Source organism: Streptomyces sp. S465 (assembly GCF_026898115.1).
Taxonomy (GTDB): Bacteria; Actinomycetota; Actinomycetes; order Streptomycetales; family Streptomycetaceae; genus Streptomyces; species Streptomyces luomodiensis.
On the sequence record NZ_CP114036.1, the window covers coordinates 6,447,327 to 6,468,022 of the forward strand.

A 20,696-nucleotide genomic window follows, 5' to 3' on the forward strand; every position below is an offset into this window, starting at 1 on the left:
AAGATCGCCCCGGAACGGACGGTTACGCTCAGGGCATGAAACGCAGCGTGCTGACCCGCTACCGGGTCATGGCTTACGTCACCGCAGTGATGCTGCTCGTGCTCTGCACCTGCATGGTGTTCAAGTACGGCTTCGATACGGGCGAGGGTCTCACGCTCGTGGTCTCCCAGATCCACGGCGTGCTCTACATCATCTACCTGGTCTTCGCCTTCGACCTCGGCTCCAAGGCCAAGTGGCCGTTCGGCAAGCTGCTGTGGGTCCTGATCGCGGGCACCATCCCGACGGCCGCGTTCTTCGTCGAGCGCCAGGTCGTCCGCGAGGTGGAACCGCTGGTCAGCGGCGCCGAGCCGGCGCCCGCGCAGGTCTGACCGAGCCGAGGCCCGGCCCTTCCGCGCGCCGCGTCCGCGGGGCGGGGCGTGCGGAGAATCACCCGATCCGCCCGGCGTGGCGGAGCGTCTCGCGTCGACAATTAGTAGGACGTCCAAGTAAATTTGAACGCATGGACGCCGAAGGCATTGAGGCGGGCCGCCGACGCTGGCAGGCCCGGTACGACGCGGCGGGCAAGCGCGACGCCGACTTCACCACGCTGTCCGGAGACCCCGTCGAGCCGGTCTACGGACCCGCCCCGGGCGACACCGTGGCGGGGTTCGAGCGGATCGGCTGGCCCGGCGAGTTCCCGTTCACCCGTGGCCTCCACGCCACCGGTTACCGGGGCCGGGCCTGGACCATCCGCCAGTTCGCGGGGTTCGGCAACGCCGAGCAGACCAACGAGCGCTACAAGATGATCCTGAAGGCGGGCGGCGGCGGGCTCTCGGTCGCCTTCGACATGCCGACCCTGATGGGCCGCGACTCCGACGACCCACGCGCGCTCGGCGAGGTCGGCCACTGCGGTGTCGCCATCGACTCCGCCGCCGACATGGAGATCCTCTTCAAGGACATCCCGCTCGGTGACGTCACCACCTCGATGACCATCAGCGGCCCGGCCGTCCCCGTCTTCTGCATGTACCTGGTCGCCGCCGAGCGCCAGGGCGTGGACGTCGCGCGGCTCAACGGCACGCTCCAGACGGACATCTTCAAGGAGTACATCGCGCAGAAGGAGTGGCTCTTCCCGCCCGAGCCGCATCTGAAGCTGATCGGCGACCTGATGGAGTACTGCTCCCAGGGCATCCCGGCGTACAAGCCGCTGTCCGTCTCCGGCTACCACATCCGGGAGGCCGGGGCGACGGCCGCGCAGGAGCTCGCGTACACCCTCGCCGACGGCTTCGGCTATGTGGAGCTCGGGCTCTCCCGGGGGCTGGACGTCGACACCTTCGCCCCCGGACTGTCCTTCTTCTTCGACGCGCACGTCGACTTCTTCGAGGAGATCGCCAAGTTCCGCGCCGCCCGCCGGATCTGGGCCCGCTGGATGCGCGACGTGTACGGGGCCACCACCGAGAAGGCGCAGTGGCTGCGGTTCCACACCCAGACCGCCGGCGTCTCGCTCACCGCCCAGCAGCCGTACAACAACGTGGTGCGGACCGCCGTGGAGGCCCTCTCCGCGGTCCTCGGCGGCACCAACTCCCTGCACACCAACGCCCTGGACGAGACCCTCGCCCTGCCCAGCGAGCAGGCCGCCGAGATCGCCCTGCGCACCCAGCAGGTGCTCATGGAGGAGACCGGGATCCTCAACGTGGCCGATCCGCTGGGCGGCTCCTGGTACGTCGAGGCGCTGACCGACCGGATCGAGGCCGACGCCGAGAAGATCTTCGAGCAGATCGCGGAGCGCGGCCGCCGCACGGCGCCGGACGGGCAGCGGCCGAAGTGGCCGATCACCGCCGGCATCCTCCAGGGCATCGAGGACGGCTGGTTCACCGGCGAGATCGCCGAATCCGCCTTCCGGTACCAGCGGGCGCTGGAGAAGGGGGACAAGAAGGTCGTCGGCGTCAACTGCCACGAGGGCTCGGTCACCGGCGACCTGGAGATCCTGCGGGTCAGCCATGAGGTCGAGCGCGAGCAGGTGCGGGTGCTGGGCGCCCGTAAGGCCGCCCGTGACGAGGCCGCGGTCGCCGAGGGACTCAAGAGGATGATCGCCGCCGCCCGCGACGGCTCCAACATGATCGAGCCGATGCTGGCGGCCGTGCGCGCCGAGGCGACGCTCGGCGAGATCTGCAACGCCCTCCGGGACGAGTGGGGGGTCTATACGGAGCCGCCCGGCTTCTGAGCCCCGTCCGGGGCGGGCCCGGCCGGACCGCCGCGAGCTGGGCGGGGGCTTTTCACCGGGGGCTTTTCAGGGGGTGCCCGGTGCGGGGGCGCCCGGCGAGGCGGTGCCCGGCGAGGCGGTGCCCGGCGCGACGCCGGGCCCCGCCCCGGTCAGCCCGTACAGCAGCAGCTCGGTGAAGTTCCGGGACCACCGCGGATCCACCGGCTCCCCGCTGACCATCAGCCGGTGCAGCACCGTCCCGGCGACCACATCGAAGATCAGGTCCGCGTTGTGGGCCGCCTCGTCCGGGTCCTCCTCGCGCGGCAGCTCACCGCGCAGCCGGGCGCGCTCCCGGCCGACGGTGACCAGCTGTTTCTGCCGGTCCACGATCGCCGAGCGGACCCGGGCCCGCAGCGCTTCGTCGTGCACGGCCTCCGCGATGACGGCCATCAGCGCGGTGCCCGTCTCGGGCCGCTCCAGCAGCGCGCCCAGCTGGTTCACCGCGGCCTCCGCGTCGGCCCGCAGGCTGCCGTGGTCGGCCACTTCCAGATGCTCGTCGAAGACCGCCGCGACCGCGTCCACCACCAGCTCGCACTTGCTCGCCCAGCGGCGGTAGAGCGTCGTCTTGGCGACCCCGGCGCGGGCGGCCACATCGCCCAGCGTCAGCTTCGCCCAGCCCAGCTCCACCAGGGCGGCACGCGTGGCGTCCAGGATGGCGCGGTCGGCCTCGGCGCTGCGCGGGCGCCCGGTGCGGCGTGCGGACGGGCTCATGTCCAAAACCCTACCGGCCAGTACCGGAGGGCGTCCCGGGTGAGTTACGCTACGGCTCGTAGCGTAAGGGTGTGCCCGGCCGGTCCGCCGGCTGGAGCGCTTTTCCCTTCACCGGGGGAAGAGGGGAGGATAGGACCATGCAGCCACGGAACATGTCCATGAGTGGAGTGGTCGACCTCGCCGCGGTGAAGGCGGCCGGAGAAGCGAAGCAGAAGGCGGAGAAGGCACGGGCCGAGGCGGCCCGCACCGGGAGCGCGCCCGCGCCCGGCCGTCTGATCTTCGATGTCGACGAGGCGGGTTTTCAGCAGGACGTCCTCCAGCGCTCCACCGAAGTGCCGGTCGTGATCGACTTCTGGGCCGAGTGGTGCGAGCCGTGCAAGCAGCTCGGTCCCGTCCTGGAGCGGCTGGCCACCGAGTACGCGGGGCGGTTCGTCCTCGCGAAGATCGACGTCGACGCCAACCAGATGCTCTTCCAGCAGTTCGGCGTCCAGGGCATCCCCGCGGTCTTCGCGGTGATCGCGGGTCAGCCGGTGCCGCTCTTCCAGGGCGCCGCGCCCGAGGCGCAGATCCGGCAGGTGCTGGATCAGCTGATCCTGGCGGCGGAGCAGCAGTTCGGCATCGTGGGTACACCCATCGAACCCGGCGCCGAGGCCGAAGGCGCCGGACAGGACGGTCCGGCGGCGCCCGAGTCGCCGCGGGACGCCGCGCTCGCCGCGGCCCACCAGGCGCTGGACGCCGGTGACCTGGGCGGTGCGGTGCGGGCGTACCAGAACGTGCTCGCCGACGACCCCGCCAACAACGAGGCGAAGCTCGGTCTGGCCCAGGCCCAGTTGCTGGAGCGCGTTCAGGGTGTGGACGCCACCGAGGTGCGCAAGGCGGCCGCGGACAACCCAGCGGATGTCAAGGCCCAGATCGCGGCGGCCGACCTCGACCTGGTGGGCGGTCATGTGGACGACGCCTTCGGGCGGTTGGTGGACACGGTGCGCCGCACCGCGGGGGAGGACCGGGACGCCGCCCGCGTTCACCTCCTGAGTCTGTTCGAGGTGATCGGCGGTGAGGACCCCCGAGTGGTGGCGGCGCGCGGCGCGTTGGCGCGCGTGCTGTTCTGACCTCTGAGTCCTCAAACGACACAGCGACCGCTCTTTACCAAAACTTGGTAAACGCGGTCGCTGTTACTGCTAGTAAAGAACCGCCCGGTGTTTGTCCGGTCTTGGAGTAAATCTCCCTCTGTTTCCGGTCACTGAGCGGCAACCCTGCGTGCCCGGTCTCGACCGTCCTGCCGCACTTCGGTTATCCGTCCGTTACTCGCTAGTAACGAACCCCTTGTGCCCGCGCCGGGAATGGACCACGATCGGCCAAGCTCGGTCCATCCCCCGTAGCTCGGCATCCGGTCGGTGCGACGGTGTGGTTGGGTCCCCACCGGGCGGCCGGCGGCAGTGGCGCCGGCCATGGACAGGGGGGTCTCTGCCCGACCGGCAGGGCCTGTCCATGAGGTTGCGCGAGATTGCGTGGCCAGTGGTTGTCGCTCGGGGGTGATCGCCGGTGTTGCGGGTGCGGTGTGCGCCTGTGAGACGTGGGCGCTCTCCTTCCCGAGGACGTAGCACTTCTCCCATCCCAGGACCGGGGCCTCGCCCCGGCCGGAGATGTACGTCCGAGAAGGAGGAAAGTCATGGAGTCCGTGGCTCGTGGCGGCACCAGATGGAAGCGGTTCGCCGTTGTCATGGTGCCGAGCGTTGCTGCCACGGCCGCGATCGGCGTCGCCCTGTCCCAGGGTGCGCTCGCGGCCTCGTTCAATGTGTCCGGTCAGCAGTTCAAGGTTTCGGTCGACCGGCTCGACGGCACCGGGTTCGCCCAGTACGGGGCGCTTGACACCCAGCACGGGGGCAAGAACGTCCCCGTCGCCGTGTCGGCGTTCAAGAGCGCGAAGCTCAAGGGCCTGTGCCAGTCCGTGGTGATTCCGGTTCCGCTCTTCGGCGATGTGTCGCTGAAGCTGTCGGCCGGTAACGGCGCCAAGCGGGTCGAGGCCAAGAACCTCTTCATCGACCTCGATCAGCTGGACGCGGACGCGACGTTCCGCGGGATCGACATCGGTGTGGCGGCCGGCGACATCAACAAGGGTCCCGGTATCAAGGACGGCGACAAGGCCATCGCCGGCTCGTTCGCCCAGCAGGCCGATACCGCGACGCTGACCGGTGTGAAGCAGACCGCCTGGGCGACCAGCGCGGGCACGTTCAAGCTCTCGGGCCTTTCGATGAAGGTCAGCAAGGGCAAGAACGAGTGCTTCTGACGCGCTGAGCTGAGGGTGGGGGGCCGCGGCGCTGCCCCTCACCCGGGCATCGCCCGGCAGCGCCAGTGCGCCACGCTTAGTACCGCTGTAGAACATCTGCGATCACACCGATCGCCAGCCCCAGGGAGCTGTTTTCGATGAGTGCCGAGTCGCCGGGGGCGCGTGACCGTATCAGCCGCTGGCGGGGATCCTTCAGGGCGTGGCGCTGGCAGCGCCCGTTCTGGGCGGGACTGTTGAGCCTGCTGGCGGGGTTGCCGATCATGTACTTCCCGTACAACGACCTCAACGCGGGTGGTTTCACCATCAACATGTCCACCACCGCCGGATCGGCCTCGCTGATCATCGGCGTGCTGTTGGTGGTCCTGGGCCTGACCATGTGGTTCCAGCCGATGGTGCGGGTGTTCGCCGGAGTCGCCACGATCCTGCTCGGTCTGGTATCGCTCCCCGTCTCGAACTTCGGCGGCTTCCTCATGGGATTCCTGCTCGCGCTGTTCGGTGGCGGCATGAGCATCGCCTGGGCGCCCGGTGAGACCCCCTCGCAGCAGCCGGCCGAGAAGCCGGGAGCCGCGCCGGAGGACGGTGACGGTGGAAGTGTGCCGGAACCGGCCGGGGCCGGGTCCGCACCGGACCAGGAAGCCAAAAATGGGAGGCACCGTGCGGGGTGAAGACCGACCCGAGCAGTCGGAGGGCTCGAGCCCTCGCCGGGTCAGAACGGGCCCGCGGCACGCGGCGCCGAAGAAGTCGGTGCTCACCCGTCTTCAGGTGCCCGCGGGCAAGGCCATAGCGCTGGCCGCCATGCCCACGGCCGTGCTGATGGGAATGGGACTCACCCCGCAGCTCGCCTCGGCCAACCCCAGGCCGGAGGACCGGTACAAGGCCGGACCGTGTGTGTCCCAGCCGGACGAGACGGACAAGAAGGACGCCAAGAGCGGCAAGGACGCCCCGGATTCGCGGAGCGAGGACCAGGACGCGAAGGACGCCAAGGGCAGCGACGGCGCCAAGGACAACGAGAGCGCCAAGGACAGCAAGGACTCCAAGGACGGCAAGGACGCCGGGGACTCCAAGGGCACCGAGGGTTCGAAGGACGCGTCCGCCGGGTCGTCGGACGACGCGGCCACTCCCACGCCGTCCGCGTCCCGGCAGGCGGAGGAGCCCTCGGCCTCGCCGAGCCCCTCCAAGTCGAAGAACCCCCTGGACCCGCTGGGCCTCGGGGACGCGCTCCACGACATCCTCACCCCCGATGAGAAGGACGCGTCGGCCGAGCCGAGCGCCTCGCCGAGCGCCGGGCCCAGCTCGTCGCCGTCCCCGGACCCGGCGAAGTCCTCGTCCTCCGGCACCTCCACCGATCCGGTCAAGGACACGGTGGACAAGGTGGGCAAGGGCGTCGAGGACACCGTCGACAAGGCGGGCAAGACCGTCGAGGACGCCAAGGACAAGACCGACGAGGCGCTTCCCACGCCGTCCTCGTCCGCCTCCAAGGGCGCCGACGACGGCAAGGAGCCGTTCCCCTGTCCGGAGTTCGACGCCGACGCGTACGAGAACGCCGAGAGCGAGCCGACCGCGAATCTGCTGCCCGAGGACCCCTGGACGCTCAAGAGCACCCTGCTGACCCTGCACGGCCTGGACTACAAGGGCATCGTGGAGGTCAGGACGCAGGGCGGCCAGATCAAGAAGGTCCTGAAGTTCACCGCCTCGGGCGTGGACATCAAGGATCTGCACCAGCTGGTGGTGGGCCCGGCCGGGACCACGACCCATGTGCAGGCGCGTGAGGGATCGACCTCGACCATTCGCAACGGCACGGTGACCATGTACACCGAGGAGCTGTCGGGCAACCTGCTGGGGCTCATCCCGATCACCTTCAGCCCCAAGAGCCCGCCGCCGGTGAACATCCCGGAGGTGTTCTTCACCGGTGTCACGGTCAAGCAGGCCGGTCAGTTCGGTGGCGATCTGACCGTACCGGGTATGCATCTGTTCAAGACCGGGGAGTGATCCCGGGACACCAGGACCCGTTCGGGAGCCGCACATCCCTCCTCCGGGAGGGAAACGCCCGTGGGCACCGCCTCCAGTCGGAGACGGTGCCCACGGTCGCGTTCGGCGAAGGGTTGCGGCGAGCGGGGGTTACGCGCTCGCGCCGCCCAGGTGGTGGACCCGGACCATGTTGGTGGTGCCGGGGACGCCGGGGGGCGAACCAGCGGTGATGATCATGGTGTCGCCCTCGTTGTAGCGGCCCAGCTTCGACAGCTCGGCGTCCACCAGGTCGACCATCGCGTCGGTGTGCTCGACATACGGCACCACGAAGGACTCCACGCCCCAGCTCAGGGTGAGCTGGTTGCGGGTGGCCACATCCGTGGTGAAGGCCAGGATCGGCTGCTGGGCGCGGTAGCGGGAGAGCCGGCGGGCGGTGTCACCGGACTTGGTGAAGGCCACCAGCGACTTGGCGCCCAGGAAGTCGGCGATCTCGGCCGCCGCGCGGGCCACCGAACCGCCCTGGGTGCGCGGCTTCTTGCCGGGCACCAGCGGCTGGAGACCGCGCGAGAGCAGCTCCTGCTCGGCGGCCTGGACGATCCGGGACATCGTCTTGACCGTCTCGATCGGGTAGGAGCCGACCGAGGACTCGGCGGAGAGCATCACCGCGTCGGCGCCGTCCAGGATCGCGTTGGCGACGTCGGACGCCTCGGCGCGGGTCGGCCGGGAGTTGGTGATCATCGACTCCATCATCTGGGTCGCGACGATCACCGGCTTGGCGTTGCGGCGGCAGAGCTCGATCAGCCGCTTCTGCACCATCGGGACCTTCTCCAGCGGGTACTCCACCGCGAGGTCACCACGGGCCACCATCACCCCGTCGAAGGCCGCGACGACCTCCGCCATGTTGGCGACCGCCTGCGGCTTCTCCACCTTGGCGATCACCGGCACCCGGCGGCCCACCTCGTCCATGACGCGGTGCACGTCCCGGACGTCGGCCGCGTCCCGGACGAAGGACAGGGCGACCATGTCGCAGCCCATCCGCAGGGCGAACCGCAGGTCCTCGATGTCCTTCTCGGACAGCGCGGGCACATTGACCGCCGCACCCGGCAGGTTGATCCCCTTGTGGTCGGAGATCACCCCGCCCTCGATGACGATGGTCCGCACCCGGGCGCCCTCGACCGCGGTGACCCGCAGCTCGACGTTGCCGTCGTTGATCAGGACCTGGTCGCCCTTGGACACATCGCCCGGCAGCCCCTTGTAGGTGGTGCCGCAGATGGTCCGGTCGCCCTCCACGTCCTCGGTGGTGATGATGAACTCATCGCCGCGGACCAGCTCCACCGGACCGTCCTTGAAGGTCTCCAGGCGGATCTTGGGGCCCTGGAGGTCGGCGAGCACGCCGACCGCGTGCCCGGTCTCCTCCGATGCCTTGCGGACGCGGTGGTACCGCTCCTCGTGCTCCGGGTGGCTTCCGTGGCTCATGTTGAACCGGGCCACGTTCATCCCGGCCTCGATGAGGGACTTCAGCTGGTCGTAGGAGTCGACGGCAGGGCCCAGAGTGCAGACGATTTTGGAACGGCGCATGGGGCAGATCCTATCGGTTTGTTTCGGAGCGGAATTTTCTAGCTCGGGCAGAGCGGAGCTGTCCCCGGACATCAGGCGCTGACCAGGTCGAACGTCTGGCTGGCGATCTCCAGCTCCTCATCGGTGGGCACCACGGCCACCGCGACCCGGCTGCTCCCCGTGGAGATCAGCCGCGCCGCGCCGGACCGCAGCGCGTTGCGGACGGTGTCCACCTCGATGCCGAACGCGGTGAGGCCACGCAGCGCCGCCTCCCGTACCGCCGCGGAGTTCTCCCCCACGCCGGCGGTGAACGCGATGGCGTCCACCCGCCCGAGCACCGCGGTGTACGCGCCCACATACTTGCGCAGTCGGTGGATGTAGATGTCGAAGGCGAGCTGCGCGGCCGGATCGCCCTCGCCCATCCGGCGGCCGATCTCGCGCATGTCGTTGTCCCCGCACAGCCCGGCCAGTCCGCTGCGCTTGTTGAGCAGCGTGTCGATCTCATCGGTCGACAGACCGCCCACCCGGGACAGATGGAAGATCGCCGCGGGGTCGATGTCTCCCGAACGGGTGCCCATCACCAGCCCCTCCAACGGGGTCAGCCCCATCGAGGTCTCCACGCAGGTGCCGCCGCGCACCGCCGAGGCGCTGGCCCCGTTGCCCAGGTGCAGCACGATCGTGTTGACCTCCGCGGGCTCCTTGCCCAGCAGCGCGGCGGTGGCCCGGGAGACGTACGCGTGCGAGGTGCCGTGGAAGCCGTAGCGCCGCACCCCCCAGCGGTCGGCGGTCGCCACGTCGATCGCGTAACGTGCCGCCGCCTCCGGGATCGTCGAGTGGAACGCCGTGTCGAAGACCGCCACCTGCGGCAGGTCCGGGCGCAGCGAGCGGGCCACCTTGATCCCGGTGACGTTGGCCGGGTTGTGCAGCGGGGCCAGCGGGATCAGCTTCTCGATCTCCTCGACCACCTCGTCGGTGATCAGGGTGGGCTCGGTGAACCGGGTGCCGCCGTGCACCACCCGGTGGCCGACCGCCGCCAGCTCGGGCGAGTCCAGGCCGAGGCCCTGTGCGGCCAGCTCGTCGGCGACCTGCTTGAGGGCCGCCGCGTGGTCGGTGACGGGGCCCTCGCCGATCCGCTCCACGATGCCGGAGGCCGGCCGGGAGCCGTCGGCCATGTCCAGCAGCTGGTACTTCACGGACGAGGAGCCGGAGTTGAGGACGAGGACTCGGGTGCCGTTCACGCGGACTGCGCCTTCTGTGTCAGGGACGGGGCCGGTACGGGGGACTGGGCCTGGACGGCGGTGATCGAGACGGTGTTGACGATGTCCTGGACGAGTGCCCCGCGGGACAGGTCGTTCACCGGCTTGCGCAGACCCTGGAGCACCGGGCCGACCGCGACGGCGCCCGCCGAGCGCTGCACGGCCTTGTAGGTGTTGTTGCCGGTGTTCAGGTCCGGGAAGATCAGCACCGTGGCCTTGCCCGCCACCTCGGAGCCGGGCAGCTTGGTCGCCGCGACCGCGGCGTCCACCGCCGCGTCGTACTGGATCGGGCCCTCGACCAGCAGATCGGGGCGGCGCTCGCGGACCAGCTCGGTCGCCTTGCGGACCTTGTCCACATCCGCGCCGGAGCCCGAGGTGCCGGTGGAGTACGACAGCATCGCGATCCTCGGCTCCACCCCGAACTGGGCGGCGGTGGTCGCCGACTGGATGGCGATGTCCGCGAGCTGCTCGGCGTCCGGGTCGGGGTTGACCGCGCAGTCGCCGTACACCAGCACCCGGTCGGCCAGGCACATGAAGAAGACCGAGGAGACGATCTGGGCGCCCGGGGCGGTCTTGATGATCTCGAAGGCGGGCCGGATGGTGGCGGCGGTGGAGTGCACCGCGCCCGAGACCATGCCGTCGGCCAGGCCCTCCTGGACCATCAGGGTGCCGAAGTAGGAGACATCGGCCACCACGTCGTAGGCCAGCTCGTAGGAGACGCCCTTGTGGGCGCGGAGCCCCGCGTAACTCTCGGCGAAGCGCTCCCGCAGCGGCGAGGTCTGGGGATCGACGATCCGCGCCTCGGCGAGCTGGATGCCGAGTTCGGCGGCGCGCTTGCGGATCGCCTCCTCCTCGCCCAGCAGTGTGAGATCGCACACATCGCGGCGCAGCAGTACGTCGGCGGCGCGCAGCACCCGCTCCTCGGTGCCCTCGGGCAGCACCACCCGGCGGCGGCCCGCCCGGGACCGCTCGATCAGCTCGCGCTCGAACATCATCGGGGTGACCCGGCTGGAGCGGCCCACCGCGATGCGCTCGGTCAGCGCGGCGGTGTCCACATGCCGCTCGAAGAGGCCCAGCGCGGTCTCCGCCTTGCGCGGCGAGCTCGCGGTGAGCTTGCCCTCGATGGCGAACAGTTCGGCCGCGGTCGGGAAGGACCCGCCCGCCACCGACGCCACCGGGGTTCCCGGGGCCAGCCGGGAGGCCAGCGCCAGGATGTCGGGGCCGGGCCGCTCGTCCAGGGTGAGCAGCACCCCGGCGATCGGCGGGGCGCCCGCGCTGTGCGCGGCGAGCGAGCCGACGATCAGGTCCGCGCGGTCCCCGGGCGTCACCACCAGACAGCCCTCGGTCAGCGCGGGCAGGAAGCTCGGCAGCATCGCGCCGCCGAAGACGAAGTCCCGGACGTCCCGGGAGAGTCCGGTCTGATCGCCGAGCAGCACCTCGGCGCCCAGGGTGCGGACGATCTGGGAGACGGTGGGCGCCGACAGCGCCCCGTCCTCGGGCAGCACATAGCTGGGCACCGGGAGCCGGGCGGCCAGCCGCTCGGCGATGGCCCCGCGGTCCTCGGGCGCCACCCGGTTGACCACCACGGCGACGACATCGCAGCCCCGCGCCTGGTAGGCGCGGTAGGCGTTGTGCGCCTCGGCGCCGACCGACTCGGCGCTCTGGTCCTGACCACCGACGACGGTGATCACCGAGGCGCCGGACTCGTTGGCGAGCCGTGCGTTCAGCCCCAGCTCGTCGGGGAGGCTGGTGGCCGCGTAGTCGCTGCCCAGCACCAGTACGTAGTCGAACGCGCCGGCGACCTCGTGGAACCGGCCGACCAGCTGCGAGACCAGCTCGTCGGTGCCCCGCTCGGCCTGGAGCGTGGCGGCTTCCTGGTACGTCATGCCGGAAGCGGACTCCGGCGACTGGCTGAGCCGGTAGCGTGCCCGCAGCAGGTCGAAGAGGCGGTCGGGGGCGTCGTGCACCAGGGGGCGGAAGACGCCGACCCGGTCGACATGGCGGGTCAGGAGCTCCATGACTCCCAGCTCGACGACCTGGCGTCCGTCGCCACGCTCGACCCCGGTCACGTACACGCTGCGCGTCACGCGTGCTCTCCGTTCCTCTGGCGTTCCTCGGTGTTTTCCTTCAGTGCGCCTATCGGACACACATTGGCCACAATGAACGGCCCAGTCCTCTTGACAATACCTGTGGTCGTGATTAAGGCGCTCGTCATCTTGGGGGATACAGCACCACCCCGCCCATGAAACAATCGGACTGGCTCACATCTACCCGTAGGGAGCAGGAGACACAGCACGATGCGCATCGGAGTTCTCACCGCAGGCGGCGACTGCCCCGGCCTCAACGCTGTGATCCGGTCGGTGGTCCACCGCGCGGTCGTCGGCCACGGAGACGAGGTGATCGGGTTCGAGGACGGCTTCAAGGGACTCCTGGACGGCCGGCACCGCAAGCTCGACCTCGACGCCGTCAGCGGCATCCTCGCCCGCGGCGGCACCATCCTCGGTTCCTCCCGGCTGGAGCGCGCCCGGCTCCGCGAGGCCTGCGAGACCTCGAAGGACCACGCCCGCGACTACGGGATAGACGTGCTGATCCCGATCGGTGGCGAGGGCACCCTCACCGCCGCGCGGATGCTGTCCGACGCGGGACTGCCGATCGTCGGCGTCCCGAAGACGATCGACAACGACATCTCCTCCACCGACCGCACCTTCGGTTTCGACACCGCCGTCGGCGTCGCCACCGAGGCGATGGACCGGCTGAAGACCACCGCCGAATCGCATCAGCGGGTCATGGTCGTCGAGGTCATGGGGCGTCACGCGGGCTGGATCGCCCTGGAGTCCGGGATGGCGGGCGGCGCCCACGGCATCTGCCTGCCGGAGCGGCCCTTCGAGATCGACGGGCTGGTGAAGATGGTCGAGGAGCGCTTCGCCCGCGGCAAGAAGTTCGCGGTCATCTGCGTCGCCGAGGGCGCGCACCCCGCCGAGGGCTCCATGGAGTACCAGAAGGGCGAGATCGACCAGTACGGCCATGAGCGGTTCACCGGCATCGGCAACCGTCTCGCGGCCGAGCTGGAGCGGCGGCTGGGCAAGGAGGCCCGCCCGGTCATCCTGGGCCATGTGCAGCGCGGCGGCACGCCCACCGCGTACGACCGCGTGCTGGCCACCCGCTTCGGCTGGCACGCCGTGGAGGCGGCGCACCGCGGCGACTTCGGCATGATGACCGCGCTGCGCGGCACGGACATCACGATGGTGCCGCTCGCCGAGGCGGTCACCGAGCTCAAGACCGTTCCGGTCCACCGCATGGACGAGGCCGAGTCGGTCTTCTGATCTCCTGATCCGCCACCTCCCCGGCCCCCCTTCCGCTTCGTGTCCGGCCGCCGCGGTCTTGATCATCCCCCCGTGGAAGATCAAGACCGCGGCGGCCTTCGTGCTGTTGGCGAGCTCCACTCTTGAACGAGAAGCCGGAGTGAACAAGGCTGTCCCCTGTCCGGGACAGGCTCCGCGACAGTCCCGGACAGGGCTGGGACACAGATGCGGAAACACAGGGGCGGAAACACAGGGGCGGGGGAAGCAGCACAGATGGCCGATGCCGACAGGGCTCCGGATCCACGGCGGGCGCGGAACGCCCGCGAGTTCATCGCCGAGTTACAGGCGCTCAAGGACTGGTCGCGGCTGACCTACCGGGAACTGGCCGCACGCGCCGACGCGCTCGGCGAGGTGCTGCCCCGCAGCACGGTCGCCAATATGCTCGGGCGCGCCACGCTGCCCCGCGAGGAGCTGGTCGCGGTCTTCGTACGGGCCTGTGGTGTGGGGCCCGCGGAACTCACCGTCTGGCTGGCCGTCCGCAAGGACCTCGCGACCCGCGCCACGGAGCCGGACGGTGCCGTGGACGCCGCGACCGCCACCCCGTCCGAGGAGGGGGAGCCGGGCCCGGCCTCTGGCTCGTCCTCCGCTCCGTCCTCCCCATCGGCCGAGGCAGCCGAGGCAGCCGAACCGGCCCCACCGGCCGAGGCGGACCCACCGGCCGAGCCGGGTCCCCGGCGCTCCCGGCTGCCGATGCTGGGGGCGGCGCTCGGACTGACGGTGGTCGTCGCCGCGGCGGCCGTGCTCGCGTGGCGGACGCACGACGACGGGGACGACCGGTCGGACGCGAGCGGTTCCGTGGCGGCCTCCTCCGGCAGCCCGGCGCCCGAGCCCGGGAAGTACCGCATCCGGGCCGTCCACTCCTCGCTGTGCCTGTCCGAACGTCCGGCGGTCGACAAGAAGAGCATCGCCTGGGTCTACCAGGCGCCGTGCGCGGAGGTCTTCCCCGCCTTCTCGCTCGAGCGCCTGGACGACGGGCTGTGGCGGATCGCCACCCTGCACCCCTCGGAAGGTCCGGGCTGCTCCGGAATCATGGGCCAGAGCAAGGCCGAGGGCGCCTGGCTGGGCGACGACTACTGCGAGAGCCGGGGAGCGGCCGAGGAGTTCCGGCTGGAGGCCGTCGACCGGCCCGCCGAGGGGTTCCGGCTGCGGCCCGCGCACACCGATCTGTGTCTGGGACTGCCCGACGGCACGACCCGGCGCTGGGCCCATGTGGTCCAGCTGCCGTGCCGGTCCGGCGCCCCGGGGCAGGTCTTCCGCTTCGACCCGGTGGACTCGGGGGCGAAGGGGCGGACGGAGTAGGGGGGACGGGCGGGGCGCGTGGTTCATGGGCCGGATGTGGCCGCGCCGCGGCACCCTCGTCGTACCGACGGCGGTGGTGGGGACCGGGGAGCCGTCCTCGCACCCGGAGCGCCTGCTCGCGCCACCCGCTCGGCCACTCACCACGGCCGCGCCGGGCCGGCCTCGCCGGGTGGCTGAGGACGGTCAGGCCGCGGGGAGGGGCGGCGGGACGTCGTGCAGGTTCTGGAGCTCCTCCTGGGCCTTCTCCCGGTGTGCCGGGTCGCAGAGCTCATCGGTGGCGATGGCTTCCAGGAGCGTCCGGGCCGCCGCGTGATGGGCCCGGCCGATCCTGCCGATCCGGGCGGCCGCCTGGACGCGGTACTGTGCCGGGCACGAGTCGTCGGCGGCGATGGCCACCAGGGCGTCCACCAGGGGCTCCAGCGCCCTGGGATCGATGCTTGCGAGGTCGTCCGCGGCGTCCAGCCGTATCCCGGTGGCGGTCGCGTCGGTGACCCGGTCCTGGAAGACGCTGATGAGCTCGGTGCGCTCCTGGGCGCCGCCCAGCTCTGTCAGCCCTCTGGCGAGCCAGTAGTACTCACTCGGCTGCGTGGCCGACCCGGTCAGCCGCGACCGCAGGACGCGGACCGCGGCTTCACGCTGTCCCGGGTCGATCTCGGCCGCGGCGGTAGCCGTCAACCACGTGTAGAACGCCCCCGGTTCCGCGGCCGCCTGGCTCATCAGCGTCTCGACGACGCGGGCCTGGACGCGCGGTGCGATACGGACCAGGGCACGCGCGGCTTCCACGCGTTCGTCCGCGCTGAGGGACAGGGACTCCAGCGCCCGGATGAGGATCGTCTTCGTTTCCTCGATGCGTTCCGGAGCGAGCTGGGCCAAGGTCTTGGCCAGTTCCCAGGACTCCCGCAGTCTCGTGTCCGGTGCGCCGATGCGTTCGAGCAGCACGCGGATGACGTGCGTGCGATGGCCGTCACTGAGCTTTCCCAGGTGGCCGGCGGCCTTCGCCCGGTTGCGTGGTTCCACCCTCGGGGCGCTCAGCGCCTCTTCCAGAACGGGGATGACCTGGTCGACGTTCTGCGGGTCCAAGTCGCTCAGGCTCGAGGCCGCGCGAAGCCGTTCGTCCCAGTTGTGGGCGGGATCCACCGCGATGGAGGCGAGCAGGGCCAGGCAGCGGTCCCGCTTGCGGGGCTCCAGGGAAGCGGACTTCACCGCCGACCGGATGCCGGTGCTCGCGTCGCAGTGCGGGGACCGTGCCAGCTGGTACAGCTCATCGGCCATCTCGGCCCGATGTGCCGCGTCGAGATTGGCGAGCCGTTCCGCCGCGTCCATCCGGTCGTCCAGGTCCAGGCGGGTGTTGCGCACCAGGTTCCCCAGCACGTCCACGGCCGGCTCGCCGCGGTCCGGTGCGATCTGCGCCAGTGTCTGGGCGGCCTTCGCCCGGGAAGCGGCGGCGACCCTGCCCGACGTCATCAGGTCTTCGAGCACATCGAGGGAGCGCGGTCTGCGGCCGGGGTCCAGCAGGGCGATGACGCGCAGGAGGTCGATCCGGTTGTCGACGGAGGTCGCCGGGTCCTCGGCCAGTGTTTCCAGGGCCGACAGGGCGTCGGCGGAGGGGACGGGGGAGAGCTTGGCGAGGGTGTCCGCGACCGACACGAGAAGGCGGGCGGGGGCACCGGGGTTCCGCATCAGGTCGACCAGGCATCCGCGTGCCTGCGCCGGACGGTCGCCGCCGAGGTTCGCCAGGGCCTCCGCCGCCCTGCGGCGTTCGGCGACGTCGATCCGGTCGTCACGGGCCGTGGCCAGCAGTGCCTCGGCCGCCCGGTCGCGCGAGGGGTGCCGGGTCCTGGCGACCGCGGCTGCCGCGCGCACCCGGTCCGGATCCGGGATGCGGGGGTTGTCGATGACCGTCCACAGGTAGTCCACGGCCGTGTCCGCCATGGTCCCGCTGCGCTCGCTGAGCAATTGGGCCGCGACGACGCGGCCGGTGGTGGCGGCCGCCTCGTCCGCCATGACCTGGGCGAGCGTCGCCGAGACCTCGGGGTCACCGAGGAGCGCCGCCGTGGTGAGCCAGTCGTCACGTTCGTGCGCCTGGAGGAACAGGACCCGCCGGAGCGTTGCGCAGAAGGTCGCCAGGACCGGCCCGGTGGCTCGGGCTCCGCGCAGCAGCAACTCACCCACCAGCGCCTGGTGGTGGTCCGTGCGCTCCTGGAGCCAGGGGAGCAGGGTGCTGTTCGCGTGGTGGTGGGTGTGCCGGACCAGCACCAGCCGGGCGACCTCCTCCTGCCCGGAGTCGCCGAAGATCCGGTCGAGCCATCCGCGCCAGACCTCCGCCGCCGGGTCGAACGTGGCGGGAAGGCCCGCCTCATGGACCTCCGCCGCCAGATGCTCGGCGAACGACAGGTGCCAGAAGCGGACGTTGTCCCCGTCCCGGGTGACCAGACCGGTGTACTCCGCGAGCGCGAACAGCGTCTTGCGCCACCCGGGAGTGACGGGAATGGCCACGCCCAGTTCCTCGGCGAGTTGCCGGATCCAGGTCTCGGCACGGCCCAGCAGGTCCGTCTCGCCCTGGGAGGCCGCCACCGCGAGCCGCTTGCCCAGCTCCGACCGCCGCTCCCGGATCTGGTCGACCAGCCGTCCACTGTTCGGCAGGTCCTCCAGCAGGGTCCGCAGGCCCTCCTTCACCCGCTTGCCGCGCCCCTCCGCCAGATGCGTCAGGAACTGTTCGTACAGATCGAACCGCTGCTTGGGCAGCGGGGTGTCCGGGGAGTTCTCGAAGACGATCGCGGCGATGGTGGCCAGCAGCGGCACCTTGGCCACGTCCAGGAGGTGGCCCTCGCGGAGTTGGGCGAGGAACCGCTCCGCCTGCCCGGTGGTGGGGGCGTCCTGGAACCACCCCGCCGCGAAGCGCTCCAGGCCGTCCGTGGTGAAGGGCTCCAGGGTGTAGTGGACCATGCCCGCGCGGATCAGCTTGTGGCGGTTGGCCGGAGTCGGCGGCCGGCTGGTGAGGATCAGCCGGAACGGCAGGTCCCGCGGTGGACCCAGGATGCCGTCGAGCCAGTCCACGAGCCGGTCCCGGGCCCCGATCTCGTTGACCTCGTCGAGCGCGTCGATGAGGATCACCCACTGCCCGCCCGGGACGGGCCGGTCCGGCAGCCGGTCCAGCCCGGCGGGGAGCCTGCCTTCCTCGACCGAGGCGGCGATCGCCTCCTGCCAGGGCTTGTGGCTGAGCGCGTGCGGGGCCAGGCGCTTGGCCGTGACCCGGATCGGCACCGCGTCCCCTGGCAGGTCCCGGGGCAACTGGCTGATGAGCGACGACTTGCCCATGCCGGGGCCGCCGGTGATCAGCAGATGGTCCGGCGCCTCCAGGACGGACTTCAGGGTCTGGGACACCCGGCGGTCCTGCTTGCCCTCCAGGGCGGGGGCGCCGGCCTCGGCCCGCCGCTCCTCGCGCTCCCGCGACCGGGACCACTCGCCGGGCCGGGACGGCTCCGGTTCGCCGTCGCCGTAAGTCTCGGCGTCCGGGCCCTGGGCCGCCATCTGCTGGCGTACGTACACCTCGGTGAAGCGGGGGCGGCGCAGCCCCTCCAGGAGGTCCTCGTACGGGAAGCTGTCCGCCTCCTTCTTCTGGGCCTCGATCAGGCGGTCCAGGTGGTACCGGCTCAGCGGTACGGCGGGCGCGGGGGCGTCGCCCGTCGGGGGACAGACCGGTGGCAGCTGCGGCACCCAGGCCCGGTTCCGTACGAGGGCGACGCGATCGGCCTGGTCGGTGGCGAGTTTGTGCGGTCGGGTGAGGCCCTTGTGGGCGGCGGCCCGCCGGATTCCCTGGTAGAGGTCCTCGACGGTGAGCAGCTCCGGCCCGCCCGGCACGCCGTCCTCGACGAGGGACAGCAGCTCGCCGGTGAACTCGGTCAGCTCCGCGCCCTTGCGGGCCCATGACCAGTCGCCGGCCCCGGAGGAGGCCAGGACGTACGCGCCCTCGATCTCCGCTTCGTCCCGGAGGTCGGACGGGCCCATGGCCACCGCCGCCTGTCCGCTGAAGCAGCAGTCGAGCACGACCACCTTGCGCCGGGCCCGCCGTGGCCGCTGGACCTTCTCCCGTACGTCCTTGTAGCGCAGCGCCCAGTGGAGCCGGGCCTCCTGATCGGCGGCCGGAAGCGCCAGACAGAGCCGGTCCGACGGGTCCGTCGCCTGTTTGTCGATCAGTCCGTGACCGGAGTAGTAGACGAACAGCGTGTCCTTCGCCTCGTCGGCCGCCTGCGCGAGCGCGTCGACCACCTCCGGACCGTAGTGTGGCTGGCTGATCACCCGGCAGTGCTCCTTGGGCAGCCCCCACAGCTCCGGGTCGGTGAGCGCGTCGTGCAGCCGTTGGACGTTGTTCTCGACGGCGGGCAGGTCGTCGAGGTGGTCGAACGCGTGGACGCCGATCAGCACCGCCCGCGAGGTGGCCGGGTCTGGCAGGTGCACGCCCTCAGTCCTCCGGCCCGGCCTCGGGCCCGTTCAGGGCCTCCAGCAGCCGGCGCACCGCCTCCGGGTCGTCGGTGTGCACGGTGACGGCCGTCCCGTTCGCCTGGGCGTTCAGCGGGGGTGCGGACGGGTGGGTCTTGCGCCATGTGGCCAGGGCCAGCGCGAGGTTGGCCAGCGCGGTGGCGTGCGTGAGCACGACGTTCACCACGTCCCAGGCGCCGCCCATGGCGCCTTCCTCCGGTGGCGCCTCCGACAGCGAGACCTCGGTCGTCCGCTCCAGTGCGTCGTGCTTGTAGAGCCACTGGTACAGCGACAACAGCGCCTCGCGCTCGTCGTGTTCGTTCTGCTCCTGGATACGGATGCGGAACTCCACCTGCGCCCCTTCCCCGTTCACCTCACCTGCCACCACAGGCCGTGGCAACGGATTTTCTCACGAACCCGTCACCCCTTGACGGCGCCGCCCAGCGCGAAGCCGCCACCCAGGCGGCGGGAGATCAGCACGTAGAGCAGGATCACGGGGGTCGAGTAGAGGATCGAGAAGGCGGCCAGCTGGCCGTAGACGACCTGGCCGTAGTTGCCGAAGAAGGTGAAGATCGAGACGGACGCCGGGAGTTGTTCGGGGGAGAGCAGCAGCATGAAGGGGACGAAGAAGTTGCCCCACATCATGATGAAGCTGTAGATCATCACCACCGTGATGCCGGGGCCCATCAGCGGCAGGATCACCCGCGTCAGGCTCTGGAACCAGGAGGCGCCGTCGGTCCACGCGGCCTCCTCCAGGATCACCGGCACGCCGTCCATGAAGTTCCTCATCAGCCAGATGGCGAAGGGGAGTTGGGAGGCGGCGAGGAACAGCGCGGTGCCGGACATGGTGTCGACGAGGTTCACCTGGACGAAGAGCCCGTAGACCGGAACCATGATCGCGGTGATCGGCAGGCAGGTGGTGAACAGCACCGTCAGCAGATACGGGCGCACCACCCGGGAGCGGAAGCGGGAGAGGGGATAGGCGGCGAGCGCCGCGCAGGCGACGGTCAGCAAGGTGGCGCCGCCGCACAGGAGCAGGCTGTTGAGCATGGGCGTGAAGGTGATCTCGTCCGTCCACACCGCCGAGAAGTTGTCCAGCGTGGGGGAGCCCGGTGCCGAGACCCGCAGGGTGGCGTCACGGTCGACGGAGGCCAGGACCAGCCAGGCGAGCGGCAGCAGGAACGCGGCCGCGACCACCAGCAGCGCGGCGTCGGCGGTCAGCCGGCGGCGCAGTCGCGGGGACCACCAGCGGGAACGGGAGGCGTGCGGCGGGTGGTACGGACGGGGCCGGGGGCGGGCGGTGGGGGCGGAGAGTGCGGACAACCTCGGACCTCCTCGCGCGCTCGCGAGCGCGGTCGATCGGCGTGCCGTCCATGAAACCGTTTGCCACGCGCCCGGGGGAAGACGTGTGCGCGATCGGTCGACCTCGGGCAGCGGCGCCCCCGCGAGCCGTCCACCACCGCACCGCCGGATGTCACGGCCGGTCCCTCCCGCTTGCGTCTCCTCCCGCTTGGGGTCGCGGACCAGGGCGAGGGGCG

15 protein-coding genes are annotated in these 20,696 nt (G+C 70.9%); 8 read left to right on the top strand and 7 right to left on the bottom strand.

From position 1 onward, the window contains the following. Positions 1 to 35 precede the first annotated feature (35 nt). Complete coding sequence (locus N6H00_RS27385; protein ID WP_268974478.1) at positions 36 to 368, top strand: DUF3817 domain-containing protein; 333 nt, start codon at positions 36 to 38, stop codon at positions 366 to 368. Positions 369 to 499: 131 nt separating this feature from the next. Continuing rightward, complete coding sequence (locus N6H00_RS27390) at positions 500 to 2,200, top strand: acyl-CoA mutase large subunit family protein (protein WP_268974479.1); 1,701 nt, start codon at positions 500 to 502, stop codon at positions 2,198 to 2,200. A gap of 66 nt (positions 2,201 to 2,266) precedes the next feature. On the opposite strand, the gene N6H00_RS27395 is transcribed toward N6H00_RS27390, so the two are convergent. Further along, entirely contained in the window at positions 2,267 to 2,950 is a 684-nt protein-coding gene (locus N6H00_RS27395; protein ID WP_268974480.1) for a TetR/AcrR family transcriptional regulator, read from the bottom strand. Between the two features lie 137 nt (positions 2,951 to 3,087). Between N6H00_RS27395 and N6H00_RS27400 the strand changes: the two genes are divergently transcribed. The 4 genes from N6H00_RS27400 (at position 3,088) to N6H00_RS27415 (ending at position 7,226) form a co-directional block, all read left to right on the top strand. Next, positions 3,088 to 4,059 carry a tetratricopeptide repeat protein gene (locus N6H00_RS27400; protein ID WP_268974481.1) on the top strand — a complete coding sequence of 324 codons (972 nt, stop codon included), beginning with the start codon at positions 3,088 to 3,090 and terminating at the stop codon, positions 4,057 to 4,059. A 560-nt stretch (positions 4,060 to 4,619) separates the two neighbouring features. Then, positions 4,620 to 5,237, top strand: coding sequence for a DUF6230 family protein (locus N6H00_RS27405; protein WP_268974482.1), 618 nt, complete (start codon positions 4,620 to 4,622; stop codon positions 5,235 to 5,237). Between the two features lie 137 nt (positions 5,238 to 5,374). Continuing rightward, positions 5,375 to 5,902 (top strand): DUF6114 domain-containing protein, encoded by a 528-nt coding sequence (locus N6H00_RS27410; protein ID WP_268974483.1) that lies wholly within the window; start codon positions 5,375 to 5,377, stop codon positions 5,900 to 5,902. After that, complete coding sequence (locus tag N6H00_RS27415) at positions 5,880 to 7,226, top strand: hydrogenase expression protein HypF (protein ID WP_268974484.1); 1,347 nt, start codon at positions 5,880 to 5,882, stop codon at positions 7,224 to 7,226. The genes N6H00_RS27410 and N6H00_RS27415 overlap by 23 nt, the downstream gene beginning before the upstream one ends. A 129-nt stretch (positions 7,227 to 7,355) precedes the next feature. On the opposite strand, the gene pyk is transcribed toward N6H00_RS27415, so the two are convergent. The 3 genes from pyk to pta form a co-directional block, all read right to left on the bottom strand. Beyond that, complete coding sequence (gene pyk, locus N6H00_RS27420) at positions 7,356 to 8,783, bottom strand: pyruvate kinase (protein WP_268974485.1); 1,428 nt, start codon at positions 8,781 to 8,783, stop codon at positions 7,356 to 7,358. Between the two features lie 71 nt (positions 8,784 to 8,854). Further along, a complete protein-coding gene (locus N6H00_RS27425) occupies positions 8,855 to 10,000 on the bottom strand; it encodes an acetate kinase (protein ID WP_268974486.1) in 1,146 nt (381 codons plus the stop codon). Further along, complete coding sequence (gene pta / locus N6H00_RS27430; RefSeq protein ID WP_268974487.1) at positions 9,997 to 12,105, bottom strand: phosphate acetyltransferase; 2,109 nt, start codon at positions 12,103 to 12,105, stop codon at positions 9,997 to 9,999. Before pta ends, N6H00_RS27425 begins: the two co-directional genes overlap by 4 nt. Positions 12,106 to 12,315: 210 nt before the next feature. On the opposite strand from pta, the gene N6H00_RS27435 reads away from it, so the two are divergent. Next, complete coding sequence (locus N6H00_RS27435; RefSeq protein ID WP_268974488.1) at positions 12,316 to 13,341, top strand: ATP-dependent 6-phosphofructokinase; 1,026 nt, start codon at positions 12,316 to 12,318, stop codon at positions 13,339 to 13,341. 252 nt (positions 13,342 to 13,593) lie between these two features. Beyond that, on the top strand, positions 13,594 to 14,679 hold the full coding sequence (locus N6H00_RS27440; protein WP_268974489.1) for an XRE family transcriptional regulator: 1,086 nt from the start codon (positions 13,594 to 13,596) through the stop codon (positions 14,677 to 14,679). 183 nt (positions 14,680 to 14,862) lie between these two features. On the opposite strand, the gene N6H00_RS27445 is transcribed toward N6H00_RS27440, so the two are convergent. The 3 genes from N6H00_RS27445 to N6H00_RS27455 all read right to left on the bottom strand — a co-directional run bounded on the left by N6H00_RS27445 (position 14,863) and on the right by N6H00_RS27455 (position 20,481). After that, positions 14,863 to 19,137 carry a caspase, EACC1-associated type gene (locus tag N6H00_RS27445; protein ID WP_268974490.1) on the bottom strand — a complete coding sequence of 1,425 codons (4,275 nt, stop codon included), beginning with the start codon at positions 19,135 to 19,137 and terminating at the stop codon, positions 14,863 to 14,865. 4 nt (positions 19,138 to 19,141) lie between these two features. Then, positions 19,142 to 19,510 (bottom strand): effector-associated constant component EACC1, encoded by a 369-nt coding sequence (locus tag N6H00_RS27450; protein ID WP_268974491.1) that lies wholly within the window; start codon positions 19,508 to 19,510, stop codon positions 19,142 to 19,144. Positions 19,511 to 19,578: 68 nt separating this feature from the next. Beyond that, on the bottom strand, positions 19,579 to 20,481 hold the full coding sequence (locus N6H00_RS27455) for a carbohydrate ABC transporter permease (protein ID WP_443073054.1): 903 nt from the start codon (positions 20,479 to 20,481) through the stop codon (positions 19,579 to 19,581). Positions 20,482 to 20,696 lie beyond the last annotated feature (215 nt).